The organism is Flavobacterium chungangense LMG 26729, assembly GCF_000735715.2.
Lineage (GTDB): Bacteria > Bacteroidota > Bacteroidia > Flavobacteriales > Flavobacteriaceae > Flavobacterium > Flavobacterium chungangense.
Window position 1 is genome coordinate 40417 of the sequence record NZ_JASY01000019.1, and the last position, 16316, is coordinate 56732.

Annotated in this window: 13 protein-coding genes; 10 read left to right on the forward strand and 3 right to left on the reverse strand. The window is 35.0% G+C overall.

Translation table 11 applies throughout. The features are described 5' to 3' along the window. Nucleotides 1-4: 4 nt before the first annotated feature. The gene (locus JE46_RS20805) at nucleotides 5-3577 is read right to left on the reverse strand and encodes a SusC/RagA family TonB-linked outer membrane protein (protein ID WP_031457218.1); all 3573 of its coding nucleotides are present in this window, start codon (nucleotides 3575-3577) and stop codon (nucleotides 5-7) included. Nucleotides 3578-3763: 186 nt separating this feature from the next. Continuing rightward, the gene (locus JE46_RS20810; protein ID WP_031457219.1) at nucleotides 3764-4915 is read right to left on the reverse strand and encodes a FecR family protein; all 1152 of its coding nucleotides are present in this window, start codon (nucleotides 4913-4915) and stop codon (nucleotides 3764-3766) included. A 279-nt stretch (nucleotides 4916-5194) separates the two neighbouring features. Between JE46_RS20810 and JE46_RS20815 the strand changes: the two genes are divergently transcribed. Both JE46_RS20815 and JE46_RS20820 read left to right on the forward strand, forming a co-directional pair. Then, entirely contained in the window at nucleotides 5195-5797 is a 603-nt protein-coding gene (locus JE46_RS20815; RefSeq protein WP_031457220.1) for an RNA polymerase sigma factor, read from the forward strand. 163 nt (nucleotides 5798-5960) lie between these two features. Further along, the gene (locus tag JE46_RS20820) at nucleotides 5961-7241 is read left to right on the forward strand and encodes an acetyl-CoA C-acetyltransferase (protein ID WP_031457221.1); all 1281 of its coding nucleotides are present in this window, start codon (nucleotides 5961-5963) and stop codon (nucleotides 7239-7241) included. A 43-nt stretch (nucleotides 7242-7284) separates the two neighbouring features. Here JE46_RS20820 and JE46_RS20825 read toward each other — a convergent pair whose 3' ends face one another. Continuing rightward, nucleotides 7285-7896, reverse strand: a complete 612-nt coding sequence (locus tag JE46_RS20825; protein ID WP_031457222.1) for an FMN-dependent NADH-azoreductase — start codon at nucleotides 7894-7896, stop codon at nucleotides 7285-7287. A 113-nt stretch (nucleotides 7897-8009) separates the two neighbouring features. Between JE46_RS20825 and JE46_RS20830 the strand changes: the two genes are divergently transcribed. The 8 genes from JE46_RS20830 to JE46_RS20865 all read left to right on the forward strand — a co-directional run bounded on the left by JE46_RS20830 (nucleotide 8010) and on the right by JE46_RS20865 (nucleotide 16316). Then, nucleotides 8010-8384 carry a winged helix-turn-helix transcriptional regulator gene (locus JE46_RS20830; protein WP_223255424.1) on the forward strand — a complete coding sequence of 125 codons (375 nt, stop codon included), beginning with the start codon at nucleotides 8010-8012 and terminating at the stop codon, nucleotides 8382-8384. Nucleotides 8385-8496: 112 nt separating this feature from the next. After that, nucleotides 8497-8850 (forward strand): hypothetical protein, encoded by a 354-nt coding sequence (locus tag JE46_RS20835; RefSeq protein ID WP_236010639.1) that lies wholly within the window; start codon nucleotides 8497-8499, stop codon nucleotides 8848-8850. Between the two features lie 241 nt (nucleotides 8851-9091). Then, the gene (locus JE46_RS20840) at nucleotides 9092-9787 is read left to right on the forward strand and encodes an ABC transporter ATP-binding protein (protein WP_031457225.1); all 696 of its coding nucleotides are present in this window, start codon (nucleotides 9092-9094) and stop codon (nucleotides 9785-9787) included. A gap of 28 nt (nucleotides 9788-9815) precedes the next feature. Next, nucleotides 9816-12113, forward strand: coding sequence for a TonB-dependent siderophore receptor (locus tag JE46_RS20845; RefSeq protein ID WP_035136970.1), 2298 nt, complete (start codon nucleotides 9816-9818; stop codon nucleotides 12111-12113). Between the two features lie 9 nt (nucleotides 12114-12122). Continuing rightward, nucleotides 12123-13571: an ABC transporter permease gene (locus tag JE46_RS20850; protein WP_031457227.1), complete on the forward strand. Its 1449-nt coding sequence runs from the start codon at nucleotides 12123-12125 to the stop codon at nucleotides 13569-13571. 1 nt (nucleotide 13572) lies between these two features. Next, nucleotides 13573-14925, forward strand: a complete 1353-nt coding sequence (locus JE46_RS20855) for a DUF3526 domain-containing protein (protein ID WP_031457228.1) — start codon at nucleotides 13573-13575, stop codon at nucleotides 14923-14925. A gap of 72 nt (nucleotides 14926-14997) precedes the next feature. Next, nucleotides 14998-15654, forward strand: a complete 657-nt coding sequence (locus JE46_RS20860; RefSeq protein WP_031457229.1) for a hypothetical protein — start codon at nucleotides 14998-15000, stop codon at nucleotides 15652-15654. 215 nt (nucleotides 15655-15869) lie between these two features. After that, nucleotides 15870-16316, forward strand: a complete 447-nt coding sequence (locus tag JE46_RS20865; protein WP_031457230.1) for a T9SS type A sorting domain-containing protein — start codon at nucleotides 15870-15872, stop codon at nucleotides 16314-16316.

Consider the following 16316-nt stretch of genomic DNA (forward strand, 5'->3'; position numbering starts at 1 on the left):
TAAATTAGAAATTGACGTTTACACCAAGAACAAAGCTTGGAGACTGGTAGCCGCCTATCATGTATTTTGCATCGCTGGTTTTTGCCCATGTATAAACATTTTCTGCATTTAAATTAAAGCGGACATCCTGTAAATTCACTCTTTTAATAAGCTCTTTTGGTAATTGGTACGCCAATGAAATATTGCTCAATCTCACATTCGAAGCATCCAAAATATTGATATCCGCATAACGATAAATATCACGGGAATCTGAAATATAATCAGCTTCATATTCGTATACCGCACGAGGTATATTCGTAAAAGCTTCGTCGCCGGGCTGCTGCCAACGGTTTACGATATTTTTATTTACAGTTGTAATATTGCTTACATAACCACCCAGTGCACCATTATAATTATTCTCTAACATGGGTAAAAATGTATTTCTTATTTTATGTCCTAACTCATAAATAAACAATGCCGAAAGTGAGAAATTCTTGTAGCTTACAGCTGTATGAAAGGACCCACTGTGCGTTGGTACAATTGAACCATAATCATGAATGGCATCTAAATCGTACGGATTGAAAATTACTTTTTCGCCGGCTGCATTATAAACCTGAGGTAAGCCTTTTTCATTTAAACCTGCCCATTTATAACCATAAATAGTATTGTAATCGTTACCTACTCTGGGATAAGCATAAGGAACATCTAGCAGCAGGTAAGATGCCGGTGCTTCTACTTTTACGAAATCGACTTTATTTTTGTTGTAGGCATATAAAACTGAGGCATCCCAGGAGAAAGAAGGTGTTTTGATGATGGTTCCTCTTAAACTGGTTTCGATCCCTTTGTTGGTCATTTCTCCATTATTTATCTTATTAGTATCATAACCAAACCCTTCTGTTGGGATTCCGTTACTGTTTGCTAATAAATCCTGTCCTTTTTTGTTGTACAGATCAAAAGTTCCGCTTAATATGTTACTAAAGAATGAAAAATCTAAACCTATATTAGTTGTCGTTGTTTTTTCCCATGATAATTCAGGATTTGGTCTTGAACTAATATAACCCTGATTTCCTCCAACATTTGGATTAGCATAATAACCTGCCGTTAAATAAGGTGCTGAATCCTTAGCCACATTTCCTCCGATACCATATGAAGCACGAATTTTAAGTGCGTTTATCCAATCAACTGCAAAAAAAGATTCTTTATCAATATTCCAAGCTGCACCAGTTGACCAGGTTGGCTTATTTTGATATTTATTGTCTGTTCCCCATAGATTAGAACGGTCCCAGCGTAAACTTCCTGTTACTGAATATTTTCTGTCATACGTATAACCTCCTGTTCCATAAAAAGAAACATAACGGTTTACCAATTCACGATCTCCTGCGAAATCATTAACTCTCATAGATCCTCCAAAAACAGCCCCGTACACTTTAAGCAAATCTGCCTGATTTACGGGTGTGAAAGATAAAGTCTGCTCATCCCAGCCGTAACGCGTGTTGTCACCATATTCTACTTTTGAGTGACGTATTTCCATACCTGCAATGGCAGTTACGTCATGCACTTTATTAAAAGTCTGATCAAAGTTTAACTGCTGACGGAAGTTGTAAGCATTAGAAAACTGATTCGTTTCTTTTAAAATATCTCCGTAAGGCAGATTATAAACGGCTTTGTTATTAGCAATAGTTGCCAAACCGTTTACTGTAGCCCTAACATCAAAAGATTCTTTTTCTCTTATTAAACTACCTCGGTCAACACCATACTCGTACTGAAACATTGCGTTGTAAGTAAGTGCTTTACTAAACTTTACATTAAATTTTGCAAAAGTTCTGTTCAGGAAGTTTTGCCCTTCATTTATATTTCGTCCAAATTCTTCCATTGGCGTAATATCCATGTTGTAAAGACCATACGTCTGCATGGACTGAAGTGTGAAATTATTGTATCTTGATGCTGCGGTAGAAATAAAATTTGACCCATCATTATTTACTAATTGATTGTACATCTGAGTTTTAAATCCTGGTACAAAAGCATTGTAAGTTTGTGTATTACTTTTGCCGTAATTGATGTAAGCACCTAAATCTAAAGTAAGCCAGCTTGTAATTTCTGTTGAGTTTTTCAGGTTTAAACCAATAGACTTATTATCAGAATACTTGTCTTCCAGTTTATTATCTTTATAAGTCAAAGAAGCATTGAAACTATTCGTTTCAGAAGCTTTCCCTAAACTTACGTTATACTGTGTCATAAATTGACTGCGTTTTGCGTATCTGGCAATATCATCATAATATTTATAACCTTGTCCAGCCAGTGCATTTAAACGGTTATTTGCTTCTGTCTGCGAAATATTCCCTGCATAACCATTGAGCTGTGTCTGCATTCCCAAGCTTGTAAATACAGCATTATTTAGCAATGATTGTGCATAAGCAGCACTGTTTGCTCCTTGCAAATTAGGGTTTTTAGCAGCCCATCCTCTTTCTAAATCAATTATATCTGCTGAACTGGTTAGATTTCCGGTATAATTTCGATAAGGAGTAATGGTTAAATTGCTGGAAACCGAAATATTGGTCTTTCCGGCTTTTGCTTTTTTAGTAGTAATTACGACAACACCATTAGCTGCACGAGCCCCATAAATAGATGAGGCTGCGGCATCTTTCAGTACTGTAATACTCTCAATATCTTCTAAGTTTAAGTTTGGGAGATTTTCCTCTAAACTAAAATAAGGAGTGAATTTTGTATTTTCTATCGGAAAACCGTCAATTACATATAATGGAGTTGTTAATCCATTCATAGTCGTAGTTCCACGGATTTTACCATCCTGATATCCAACAATACGTCCTTCCAATATTTTATCTAAACTGCTTAAACGCTGTTCCTGAAAATCTTTCGCTTTTAAGTTAGAGTATGATCCTGTAGCTTGCTCTGCCGAAATATTTTGATATCCTGTTGTCAGTACTACTTCACCCAATTCAACGGTATCTTCTTTTAGTACAACATTTATAACGCTTTTTCCATCCACTTTAATTTCCTGTCTCACAAATCCTAAATAAGCAAAGGCCAATGTTGTTTCGCTACTAACGGTAATAATCTGATATTCTCCATTAAAATCGGTCTGTACGCCTCTGCCGGAACCATTGTCTGAAACCGCAGCACCCACTAAAGGATTTCCTTTTTCATCTGTAACTTTACCTTTTACGATAAAATCCTGTACATCTTTTACCTCAACTACAGGTTTTTCAACCGGTGCTTTTTTAGGTGTTAAAACAATATGCGAACCGCTTACTTTAAAATCGGTGCCTGAATTTCTAAAAATTGCATTCAGCACCAATTCAATAGAAGCATTGGTTAGGTTAACATCTATTTTACGATCTAAATCAACTGATCTTACGTTATATACAAATCTGTAATCACTGGTATATTCAAGCTTTTCAATTGCTTTTCCAACAGTCATATTACTGGCACTGAAAGAAAGTCTGGCCTTTTGAGAATAGGTCACACCCGCTTGCATAACAGACAAAGTGGTTAATAATAATAATGTCGTCAATTTCATCTTCAAATCAAATTTCAAAAAAGGCTTGTCGAACCTGATTTTGTTCAATAGTTTTTTCATACTTTTAAAATGTTTTTTTAATGTTGGTTGGTTAATTAACTGACCGCATTCCTATACCGGGAAATGTTGGCGCATTTTCCGGTTTTTTTACAGCCGCTTCTCGAACTTTTGTTACATAGGCTTATTCCTTTTTATGGTTCTTAATTTCAAATTTGTTTTTGGATTTATATTTTGATATTTTAAACTCTATTTAATCGTAATTTTATCTCTGTCAATATTATAATCTATTGCATAACTGTCGCTAAAATATTTCAGCACCACTTCAATAGGCTCATTATCAAAACGGGCGTTAAAAATTTCTTTTCCGAGCATTTTATTTCTGTTAATGAAAGTCACATTGTATCGCCGTTCCAGTTTTTTTATAATATCTGCAAACGAGGCATTTTTAAATACTAAACTTCCTTTTACCCAGTCTGTGTAATAATCCGGATTTACTTCTTCTGTTGTAATTACAGACTTCCCTTTTATACTCGATCCTTTAAAACCCGGTTTCAAATACACCTGATTTTCATTTGTTTTCTGACCTTTATAAAGCGAAACTTTTCCTTCAACCAGCACAATATCTGTACTTGTATTATCCATGTACGCATCTGCATTAAACCTGGTTCCCAAAACTTCAACACTTACTTCATGTGTATTTACCGTAAACGGATGCGCCTTGTCTTTGGCAACTTCAAAATAAGCTTCTCCGGTCAAATTCACTTTTCGCCCCTCGCTCTTTAAAAACTGTATCGGATACGTCAATTGAGTTCCGGCGTTCAAATGCACAAGGGTTCCGTCTGATAACTGTATTTCAAATTTTTTACCATAAGGAATCTTAATTGTATTGTAAACTAACTTTCCTTCCGTATAGGCTTTGTTATACAACAGCCTGTTTTTTTCCTGTCTGCCAATTATGTTGCCGTTTTTATCGGTTAGATTTCGGGTATCAGCCGTATCAATTTCCTCTTCTGAATTATTATCTAATTGTAAAACAATTTCATCCTGTCTCGGAATCACAACATTTTGTTTCTCTTTCGGGATATTCGAATTTTTATAAAAATAAAATCCGCCCAGAGCGACAACCAAAATCGCTGCATATTTGTAATAAGAAGAAAACCTTCTTTTATAAAAAACATTATTTTCTTTCTGAATTCTTTCTGATAACTGCCTTCTTATTTCAGCAGAATCGAATGTATTCATAGCGGTGTCAATGGCGTAATTCGTTTTTACAAATTCCCTAAACTCAATTTGGTTTTCTTCATCCTTTAACCACTCCGTCAGTTGTTCAATTTCATCCTGACTGGCCTGATTTGTTATAAATTTAACCATTAATCGTTCTGACTTTTTTACTGTCATTTTATCTTTTTTTTAATATTATTACGAAGCCAAAAAACAAAACCCTAACAATTTGATAAAGTTTTTTTGATTTTACTGATTTTTTTATTTTTCACAAGTCTTTTCTTTCAATAAATTCTACTAATTTGGTAGAATTAAAAAACAAAATAACTTATCTTTGCATTTTTACGCATTTTTATTTGTAATAAAATTCAAATAGAAAATCTGAATACAGGGCTTATTTTGGGAAATATCCGTTCTGATTAAGCCCTAAAATTTTAAATTTATATATTTGTTACTATGAAAACCGATGATTACAACGATAATAATATTCTGATTGAATCTCTTCGAAACGGAGATGAAAGCGCCTACACGTATCTCATCGAAACTTATCATCATAAACTTTGTGTTTATACCAATAGTCTTGTAAAAAATATTTACAGCGCCGAAGACATCGTTCAGAATGTCTTTATAAAAGTTTGGGAGCAAAGAGCGCGGTTAAAATCAGATCATGCCATCAAAAGCTTTCTTTACAAATTAGCTTATAATGAGTTTATCGATTTATACAGAAAAAACCAATCCTTGTTTTCTCTCGAAAAAACGTATCATGATGCCTTAAACTCAGTTGTTCTTGAGGATGATTCTGAATCTTTTCAACGCATAATAAAGGTAGTAAATAAAGAGATAGAAACTTTGCCTCCTAAATGCAAAGAAGTTTTTATTTTAAGCAAAAAGGAAGGTTTAACCAATATCGAAATTGCCGAACATCTTGATGTATCTATCAAAACTGTTGAAGCGCAGATTACCAAAGCATTTTCAATTCTGCGTTCTTCGCTTGAAGAAAAGATAAAAAGTGTTTTGTTTATGTTCTTCGGAAAAAAGAAAAAACTGGGATTAAGCTAAATTGAATCTCTTTTATTCTGAAGTAATTACAGTTATTTCATTTCTCTTATTTACAAAGAACTCTTAACATGATTTTCCTAAAGCTATTTTCCTAAAACAAATCTCATCCTGTTTTATAATTTCCTTCTTATCTTTAATCTCAGGAAATATTAAAAAACGAAATATGAGTACTCCAAATACCATTAGAAAAGTTGCTATTGTTGGTTATAACCGAATTCCATTTGCAAGAGCTAATACAGCTTACGCCGAAGTTGGAAACCAGGAAATGATGACCGCAGCCTTAAACGGACTTATTGATAAATACGATTTAAAAGGTCAGCTGTTAGGCGAAGTAGCCGGCGGTGCGGTTATTAAACATACGTATGACAACAATCTGATTCGGGAATGTGTCATGAAAACAACTCTCGATCCCGCTACTCCAGCCTGTGACATACAGCAAGCCTGTGATACCGGAATAGAAAGTGCCATTTACATTGCCAATAAAATTGCTCTTGGGCAAATTGAATCCGGAATTGCCGGAGGTGTTGATTCAATCAGCGATATGCCGATTGCGGTGAGCGAAAAACTTCGTAAAATTTTACTGAATGCCAGAAAAGCGAAATCATTAGGCGAAAAAATCAAATTATTTTTAAAACTCCGACCAAAAGATTTAACACCGCTCGTTCCCCGAAATGAAGAGTCACAAACCGGACTTTCAATGGGCGGACATACAGAAATAACAGCAAAACATTATAAAATATCCAGAGAAGACCAGGATAATCTCGCCCTTAAAAGTCATTTGAATATGGCGAAAGCTTATGATGAAGGCTTTTTTGATGATATGATTACTCCATTTAACGGACTTGAAAAAGACAATAACCTGAGAAAAGACAGCACTCTTGAAAAATTAGCCAAATTAAATCCTGCTTTTGATAAAGTAAACGGTACATTAACAGCCGGAAACTCAACACCGCTTACAGATGGAGCCTCGTGTATTCTTTTAGCCAGTGAGGAATGGGCAAAAGAACGCGGACTTCCAATTCTGGCTTATATTACTTTTGCAGAAGTTGCTGCGATTGAATACGTTAAAAATCAGCAAAACCTTTTATTAGCTCCATTATTTGCTGCCAGCAAAATGTTAGAAAAAGCCGGATTAAATCTACAGGATTTTGACTATTATGAAATTCACGAAGCTTTTGCAGCACAGGTTTTGGCAACTCTCAAAATTTGGGAAAGTCCGGAACTGAGTACAGCAATCGGTTTAAAAAAAGCATTGGGAACAATAGACCGGGAAAAGTTAAATGTAAAAGGAAGCAGTCTGGCAGCAGCGCATCCTTTTGCAGCAACTGGAGGCAGAATCATTGGTGTGATGGCAAAATTATTGAACGAAAAAGGATCCGGAAGAGGATTTATTTCAATTTGTGCCGCCGGCGGACAAGGAATTACCATGATTATTGAGAAATAACTTAAAAACAAAATCCCGGCAAAACCGGGATTTTATACAAATCTTAAAAAGAAAATTCTTCAACAGCTGCCAAAGCCTTTGGCAAAGCACTTTCAGCAAAATCAGGAATTGCAGTTCCTTCTACACGAAAAGTAGTCACATCTGTCATGCCTAAAAAACCTAATATTGCACGTAAATAAGGATCTGCAAAATCATTACTTTTGTATGGACCTTCAGAAAATATAGCCCCGGACGCAATAGATAAATATACTTTTTTATTCACTACCAATCCTTTTGGCGTGCCATCAGCATAACTAAAAGTCACTCCCGCTCTGGAAACCTGATCGACCCATCCTTTTAAAACCGCCGGAATTCCGAAGTTGTAAAATGATACTCCAATCACAATAATATCAGCGTCAAATAATTCTTTTACTGCATTATTTGAACTTATAATGGCTTCTTTTTGTTCATCAGTATGCATTTCTTCAGGCGTAAAAAATGCTCCAATCTGTGAGGCATCCAGATAAGGCAAAGGTGTTTTCGAAAGATCAAGGGTCTGAACCTCAATCTCCGGATATACATTTCCCAGTTTTTCAATCACTGCATTCGATAATTTATTACTAAAGGAATTATCTCCTTTGATACTTGTAATTATATTCAGAATTCTTTTACTCATAATTTATTTGTTTTGTTTTACAATACAAACTTATTTACATTTACTATCTCTTTTATAGTACTATCCTCAGAGATAGCGCTTTCATTGAGTATAGTAACGTTATAAACATGAAAATGAAAAGCGAAAACACCACTATTACAAAAGAAACTGAGTGCTCAAAAAACAACTGTATGGGTGCTTTATTGCCTGTAAGAGATGCTTTGGAGGTTTTAAGCGGCAGATGGAAACTGCCTATTTTAATTGCTTTATCTGATCGCCCAAAACGGTTCAAGGAAATCTCAAAAGACCTCGATGGCATCACAGACAAAATGTTATCTAAAGAGCTCAAAAATCTGGAAATAAACAAACTGGTAATCAGAACTGTTTATGATACGTTTCCGCCAACCGTTGAATACAGAAGAACAGAACACAGCAAGTCTTTAGTAAATGTAATTCTGGCATTAAAAGACTGGGGAGATTTACATCGAAAAGAAATCATTGGTAAATAATTTTTATGATTAAGCGTTTAAAAAGATAAATAGATTTTGTTTTCTTTTGCAAATAACATTTCTATATTTGCAACTTGGTTGCATTACAACAACTGAGATTTCCAAAATAAGAATGAATAAAAAGAAATTCGTCATAGTTAATCTTTTAATGTCTGTAACAGTATTGTTAGCAATGCTTTTTCAGACGATTCACTCTTACGAGCATATTTACGCACAAATTCAGGAGAAACATTGCGATCATAAATACACTCCCGGTCAAAAACAAATTACACACAGTCATAATGTTGAGAATAATTGTTCTATATGTCATTTTGCATTTAGCACATTTATTCCCAACACATTTTCTACTTATACCTTTCATAAAACACACATTCCTACTGTAGAGGAATTCGCTTACAACCTAATAACTGCAACGTTTTTCAAGGGCAGTCTTTTTTCTTTAAGAGCACCTCCTGCTCTGGCTTAGTTTACTATATTACTTTAAAAAGAATCATTCATTTGCTTTTAACAGAAAGTGAAGAACACTCCTATTCGTACGTCTTTTTCTAACGGAAACTTTTCCGCTGAAATTATATTACGTCTTTTTTCTAAAATTTTACATAGTAAACTGCTTCCTTATTCCGACAAAACGATTTTGATTCAAAAGTACCTTGGTGTTTTTGTGAATCAGATCATTCCTTATTCATAATTCCAAACAAATATAAAAGATGCTTACCGCAGAAAATCTGACTAAAAAATACGGCGATCAAATTGCTTTGAATGCTCTGAATTTAACCATCAAACAAGGAGAAATTTTTGCATTGTTGGGACAAAATGGTGCCGGAAAAACGACTACCATCAATTTGTTTCTGGGTTTTATAAAACCAACCAACGGCGAAATTAAAATAAACAATATTTCGGTTGTTACCGATGCAGATAAGACCAAAAAAGATGTGGCATACATACCTGAAACGGTAATGTTATACCCAAATCTTACCGGACTGGAAAACCTGAAATTCTTTTCTTCCCTTGCCGGATTTAAATATTCAACCGGAGAACTGACTTATTTTTTAACCAAAGCAGGTCTGCAAATTACAGCTCATGATCAAAATCTGGGCGGTTACTCAAAAGGAATGCGCCAAAAAGTGGGTATTGCAATTGCTATAGCTAAAAGAGCAAAAGTGCTATTATTAGACGAACCTACGAGCGGTTTAGACCCGAAAGCTTCCAACGAATTCTCTCAAATCCTGAAAGAACTTTCAGCAGACGGAACGGCTATTTTAATGGCTACACATGATATTTTCAGGGCCAGGGAAGTCGCAACACACATCGGTATCATGAAACAGGGCAATCTGGTTACGATTATCGAAGCCGAAAAAATATCAGCAAACGAATTGGAAGATTTGTATTTACAAACTGTTTAAAAAGGAAAAATTTCCATCTACATAAAAAATGAAACATCTATTTATAGTACTGTTTTTTGTCTTTAGTTCTGCTTGTTTAAAAGCGCAGACGAATACAAAAAGTAACGACAGTATCGCTAAGGATTCCATTAAAACGGAAGCCAAATTAAACGAACTCCAAGCCGTAGAAATCATAGGCCGTTCTACCCGAAAATACAACAGCGATTATTCTTTCGGAGCAACAAAAACGGCTTCGCTTAACAAAGACATTCCACAATCAATTTCTACGGTTACCAAAGAATTAATTGCAGACAAAGCCGCAATTTATCTGGCCGATGCTGTAAAAATGACAAGCGGTGTGATTCCGGCAAGTTATTACAATCAATACACCATCAGAGGGATCAGCCAGAACGAAGAGGGACAAATCATCAACGGAATGCGTACCCGCCAATATTATTTCCTGCAGCCGCTTACCAGTAATATTGAGCGTGTCGAAGTAATTAAAGGACCGTCGAGCGCTACTTTTTCATCTGTAGATCCGGGAGGAAGCATCAATCTGGTGACCAAAAAACCATTAGCCACTGACCGAAAAGAAATAAGCCTGAGTGCCGGAAGTTTTAGCACATTCAGAGGAACTCTTGATTTTACCGGCCCTTTAAATGAATCAAAAACACTATTATATCGTGTTAATGCAGCCTATCAGGAAGCAAAATCGTTTCGTGATTTAGTGGGCAATAAATCGTATTTGCTCTCTCCGTCCTTCAGTTATATTCCGAATGAAAAAACGGCTGTCAATACCGAGTTGATCTTAAGCGACATGACCGGAATTCTGGATCGCGGGCAGCCTATTTTTGGAGCCGTTGCCGGAGTTACAAGTCTGAATAAAACACCAATAAGCCTTAATTTAGGTGCGCCAAGTGATTTTTTTAAATCGAAAGAAATGATTTTCACTACGAATTTCTCTCATAAATTCACTTCAAAAATTGGTTTTAATGCCTCTTACATGAAACAATCCTGGAGAGAAGATTTGCAGGAACACCGAACCACAAACGGATTTGCCGTAGACATGAACAACCAGCCTGTAACAAGTCTTGCAATGATGCAGTTTGTACAGCGCCAGCAATACTGGAATGTGGACAACTTAACAGCCTTTTTAAATTTCGATTTCAAAACCGGAAAACTAAATCATAAACTACTAACGGGTTACGATTTAAGCAGCTGGAACAAAACCAAAGGCGGCGGACAAAACGCAGCAAGAGGTTACCTGTTGAAAGACGGAACTGTTGCAAGCACTTTTGTACCCGCAAATGCATCTAATTATCAAACTATTACAATTGACGGTGTTACTTTACCAAAACCAAATGTAAATTATTTCAATTTAAATAATCCGACTTATACAGTAAGAAGTCCTGATGATTATACTTTGAATATACGAACAGCATTACCATCGGCTTTAACCACTACGAATGCTATTTATATTCAGGATCAGATTCAGTGGGACAAGTTTACGTTTCTTTTGGGATTACGAAACGAATGGTTTGAAGACATCACCAATTACGAGACGAATAACGAATTAACCGTTAAGAAATCGGCTTTACTGCCTCGTGTAGGAATTACATATGCAGTTAATACAGCCATTAATGTTTATACGACTTATCTCGAAGGGTATCAGCCGCAATCGAACACCGTTACGTTGATGCCGCAAACCGGAAGTTTACCTGCCGGAAGTTTGTTTGATCCTCTCGAAAGCAATTTGAAAGAAGCGGGTTTAAAAGCGACTTTTTTAAACAATTCAATGAGTTTTAACGCAGCTGTTTACGAAATAAACCAACGCAATATCCTGATGAATGCCAACGACCCTGTTAATCCTGATTTATTGGTTACCAGAGGTTCTGAGCGCAGCCGTGGTTTCGAATGTGATTTGGCAGGCTACATTACACCAGACTGGCAAATCAATGCTTCGTACAGTTATATTGATGCCAAAATTACCAACGATCGCAATGCTTCCTTAATTGGCGCCAGAAAACAAAACACGCCAAAAAACAGCGCCAACTTATGGACCCGTTATAATTTCAAATCCGATTCTGCTTTGGATAATTTCGGAATTGGTTTCGGAATGCAATATCAAAGCAGCAAAATTCCGTGGTTTACAAGAGATTTTACACTTCCTGATTTTACCATTTTTGATGCTGCTATATACTACAAACCTGAAAGAAGTAATATTCAGGTTGCTGTAAACGCAGGGAACATTTTTAACAGAACTTACTGGTTAGGCGCTCAGAACTATTTGAGGTTATTTCCCGGAGCTCCTAGAAATGCAACGCTTACCGTAACTTATAAATTTTAATCTGCAGTTATGTCATTACACGTAGAAAATTTAATAGCCCAACATTTCAGAAAATCTGTTTTTAAAAATCAGGCTGTTTATATCATTACTCTTTTTATTGGTGTTTTATTGCTGTACGCTGCATTTTCAGGTTGGGAAAATTACACGAATCAAAATGAAACCAGCGAAAAATACCAGCATGAATCCAGGGAAGACTGGTTGAAAAATCCGGATAAAAACCCTCACCGAATGGCACATTACGGAAACTTTGCTTTTCGTAAAAACACTTCGTTAAGCGTTTTTGAATTTGGAATGGAACCTTTTTTCGGAAATGCCATTTATCTGGAAGCTCACAAACAAAATATAGCTAATTTTTCTGAAGCCGGATTTTCAAACAGCATGCTTCGTTTTGGAGAAATCAGTATTGCCATGGTTTTACAAATTTTGCTGCCTCTGTTGATTTTCTTCCTCGGATTTAATTCGGTCGCAGCCGAAAGAGAAAACGGAACATTAAAATTACTTTTGAGTCAGGGCATCAGCTGGAAACAGCTTTTACTGGGAAAAACACTCGGCATTGCATCTGTCATTATGATGCTTTTTATCCCTACGATTATTATTTTGGTTTTCGTTTGGCTATTGCTTCAGAACTTTGCCGTTTCATTTGACGAGACTGTTAAAATGCTCTTGTTTATTGGTTTTCATTTTCTATATCTGTTATTTTTTTGCGCCATTGCCGTTTTGATTTCTGCTTCAAGCAAAACTTCAAAAAAAGCGTTGATTTCGTTAATTGGGATTTGGTTGGTTTTCACAATTATTTTACCGAGAACAACGCAGGCAATTGGTGCTTATATTTACGAAGCGCCTTCTAAAATTAAGTTCAACAGTGATATCGAAAAAGACATTTTAAAACAGGGAGACAGCCATAATCCGAACGACCCACATTATAAAGCGATCAAAGATTCTTTGCTTAGGGTCTACAAAGTCGATTCAGTTCAAAAACTACCCTTTAATTATTCCGGTTTCATTATGACCGAAGGCGAAAGAATAAGTTCGAATATTTACAATAAACATCTTGAAGATTTATTGGAGATTTATAAAAAGCAAAACAGCTTTTCAAAAACAGTTTCGTTTATAAATCCCTACATCGCCATGAAAAATGTATCGATGGGATTGTCGAATACCGATTATGATTCGTACATCGATTTTCAGAAACAGGCAGAAGCGTATCGCTACGATATGGCGCAAAAAATGAATACTTTGCAAATTAAATATATCAGCAACAAAAAGCCGGGACCAAATGACAAACCGCTCACAATTGGCAAGGAACACTGGGCTGACGTACAGGAGTTTCATTATGAACCAAAAGGGATTTTGGCTGTTTTGAAAAGCGAAATCATTTCTATTATCTCTATTATCCTCTGGATTAGCCTGCTTTTTATCTTTATAAAAATTGCTGCTAAAAACCTAAAAGCCATTTAATATGTTAGCCTTATTATTTAAAAATTTCATACGCTCAAAAGGAACCAAAATTGGATTGCTTTTTTTGCTGGGTATCGGGTTCATAAGTCTTTTGATTGGAAATCAGTTTCAGGAAAAACAAGACCGGAATATCAAAGAAGCAGCGACTTATCAAAAAGAACATATTGCAAGAAATGCTGCATATCATTCAGACGAAATGGGACTGCTGCTCTATTACATCAAGTTTTCTCTGGTCAATAAAACGTTCCCGATCAATAGTCTGGCAATTGGACAGCGGGATGTAAATTCGTCGATACAAAGTGTTACGATTCGGGGTCTGGAAGGTCAGAAATACGATTCAGAATTAAACAACCCGAACAATTTGATGTTAGGAAACATTGATTTTAGTTTTGTACTGATTTATCTTTTTCCGCTCCTTATTATTGCTTTTACGTATAATGTGATCTCCGAAGAAAAAGAATCCGGAACCTGGAAAATCGTGGCAACACAAAGCGATAATACGTTTTTGTACATCCTGAAATTGTTTTATATCCGAATTTTAAGTTTGATGGCATTAGTAACGTTTACCCTTTTTATTGCAGTTTTGTTATTGAATATTCCATTAGACAGTTCACTTTTTACTTTTTACATCATCAGTATTTTATACATCCTTTTTTGGTTTGCCGTTTGTTTTTTTATCGTGTCCCTGCAAAAGAATTCCAATTTCAACGCCGTGATTTTATTAACGATCTGGCTGTTTCTGATTATTATCCTTCCGGCAACAATTAATACTTATATCGTGAATAAATACCCTGTTCCGGAAGCTTTGGAGCTGACACTGAAACAGCGAAATGCGTACCACGAAAAATGGGACATGGATAAAACAGCGACAATGGAGAAATTTTATAGTCATTATCCACAGTTCAAAAGATACATTTTGCCTGATACCGAATTCAGCTGGCTTTGGTATTATGCGATGCAGCAAATGGGCGACGACGAATCGTCAGTTCAGTCTAAAGAACTGGAAACAAAACTGAAGCAACGAAACCAAGCCAGTCAAAACATTGCACAATTTATTCCGACGCTGCACACTCAGATTCAGTTAAACGAAATTGCCAAATCTGATTTAGGAAATCAGCTTTTATTTATGGAAAAAACAAACCAGTTTCATGAAAAACTACGATTGTATTTCTACCCGAAAATCTTTGATAATGCCGATGTAAAAAAGGAAAACTGGTCGAAATTTAAGGTGGAAACTTTTGAAGATGATTCGGAAACCAGTTTTGCAAAAACCCTTTTACCACTTGTATTGTTTAATTTGCTGCTGATTAGTTTAGGCTGGATGAATTTCAGGAAAAACCATCAGGGAATTTAAAGATTAATGTTAATTTAGAGGGAATTTTGAAGGTATTTATAGTACTTTCTAATTCCCTCTAAATCAAAAAAAATGAAAAAAATACTTTTAATACTGCTAATTATAATTGTTTTTTACGCCTTAAAACAATTGGTCTACAAACCGTATGCTTGGAAAAAAGCAATCAATACGCCGGAACACAAATTGCAGTTGGGAAGTTTTATCTTTAGCAAACAAAGAGGACACAACGGCAGCCAAAGTTTTGAAAACAAATATTTTATTTTTAAGGTAACTGAAATAAATGGAGATTATGTGAGACTTTCTGTTATTAGGCAACTATCACAACCGGATAAACTTTTGCAATCTGATTTTTCGACTACTAAAGATTCTTATAATAATTTAAAAGAAAATATTCGCAGCATCACAATTACACCTATACTTTCTGAAGATTTATATAAAGGAGACGCGTCTTATATCATAAATGATTACTTATTAGAAAAATATCCTGTTTTAGCTACATCGCGCTACTATTATGAAGATCTTCCGGAAGATAGAAAAAAACCTATTTTATCAAATAATCCGGATGAATTGAACAACTACTTCAATATGGTTTATTCTAAAAAGGAAATCATTAAAAATGGAAAGCTTGTTCCGTATACTTTAAACTATAATAACGAAATTCAATTGTCTCAGCAAATATCAGAAAATATAGATTTGATTCTGAATTGTAGAGTTTTATCTCAAAAATGATTTAAAAACATCTTTTATAAAATAATCATACTCTAATTAAAACGATAATAATTTTAGAATTATATATTTTTAATCGATTAAATTATCAATTTTATAGAATAAAAACTACATTTAATCGATTTTTATCAAAAGTATTTATAGGTATTGTACTACGTATTTATTTGACCTTTATTTGTATTCAATTAACATTGTTGAATTCAACTTAAATACATGAAATGAAATATATAGTAACAATTTTATTGTTTGGAACCTTCTCTTTATCTAATGCACAAGATAAAATTTTGTTTAGCTATGATCCCTTAACAGGAAATCAAATTGTTAGATCACTTTGTCTCAACTGCCAGACAACAGGAAAACCAGCCAAAGAAACTTCCGAAATTACAAATGAAGATTTACTTAAATTTTCTTCAGAAGATGTGATTTCTTATTATCCAAATCCGGTCAGAGAAGAGTTGTATCTAAAATGGGAACTTACTGATCATAACTTTGTAACTGCAATACAAATAACCGGAATTACGGGACAAATATTAAGCACTTACAATATTTCTGGCAATACCAATACTCTAAATATTCCTTTTCAAAGTTACTCTGGCGGTGTGTATATAGTTTCGCTGTCGTACAAGAATGGCGATAACCAAATAATAAAAATCATTAAAAAATAA

Coding starts and splice junctions, on each gene's coding strand:
- JE46_RS20860 (WP_031457229.1), top strand. CDS start 14,998: ATGAAAAAAATACTTTTAATACTGCTAATTATAATTGTTTTTTACGCC.
- JE46_RS20845 (WP_035136970.1), top strand. CDS start 9,816: ATGAAACATCTATTTATAGTACTGTTTTTTGTCTTTAGTTCTGCTTGT.
- JE46_RS20805 (WP_031457218.1), bottom strand. CDS start 3,577: ATGAAAAAACTATTGAACAAAATCAGGTTCGACAAGCCTTTTTTGAAA.
- JE46_RS20835 (WP_236010639.1), top strand. CDS start 8,497: ATGAATAAAAAGAAATTCGTCATAGTTAATCTTTTAATGTCTGTAACA.
- JE46_RS20830 (WP_223255424.1), top strand. CDS start 8,010: ATGAAAAGCGAAAACACCACTATTACAAAAGAAACTGAGTGCTCAAAA.
- JE46_RS20840 (WP_031457225.1), top strand. CDS start 9,092: ATGCTTACCGCAGAAAATCTGACTAAAAAATACGGCGATCAAATTGCT.
- JE46_RS20820 (WP_031457221.1), top strand. CDS start 5,961: ATGAGTACTCCAAATACCATTAGAAAAGTTGCTATTGTTGGTTATAAC.
- JE46_RS20810 (WP_031457219.1), bottom strand. CDS start 4,915: ATGACAGTAAAAAAGTCAGAACGATTAATGGTTAAATTTATAACAAAT.
- JE46_RS20865 (WP_031457230.1), top strand. CDS start 15,870: ATGAAATATATAGTAACAATTTTATTGTTTGGAACCTTCTCTTTATCT.
- JE46_RS20855 (WP_031457228.1), top strand. CDS start 13,573: ATGTTAGCCTTATTATTTAAAAATTTCATACGCTCAAAAGGAACCAAA.
- JE46_RS20825 (WP_031457222.1), bottom strand. CDS start 7,896: ATGAGTAAAAGAATTCTGAATATAATTACAAGTATCAAAGGAGATAAT.
- JE46_RS20850 (WP_031457227.1), top strand. CDS start 12,123: ATGTCATTACACGTAGAAAATTTAATAGCCCAACATTTCAGAAAATCT.
- JE46_RS20815 (WP_031457220.1), top strand. CDS start 5,195: ATGAAAACCGATGATTACAACGATAATAATATTCTGATTGAATCTCTT.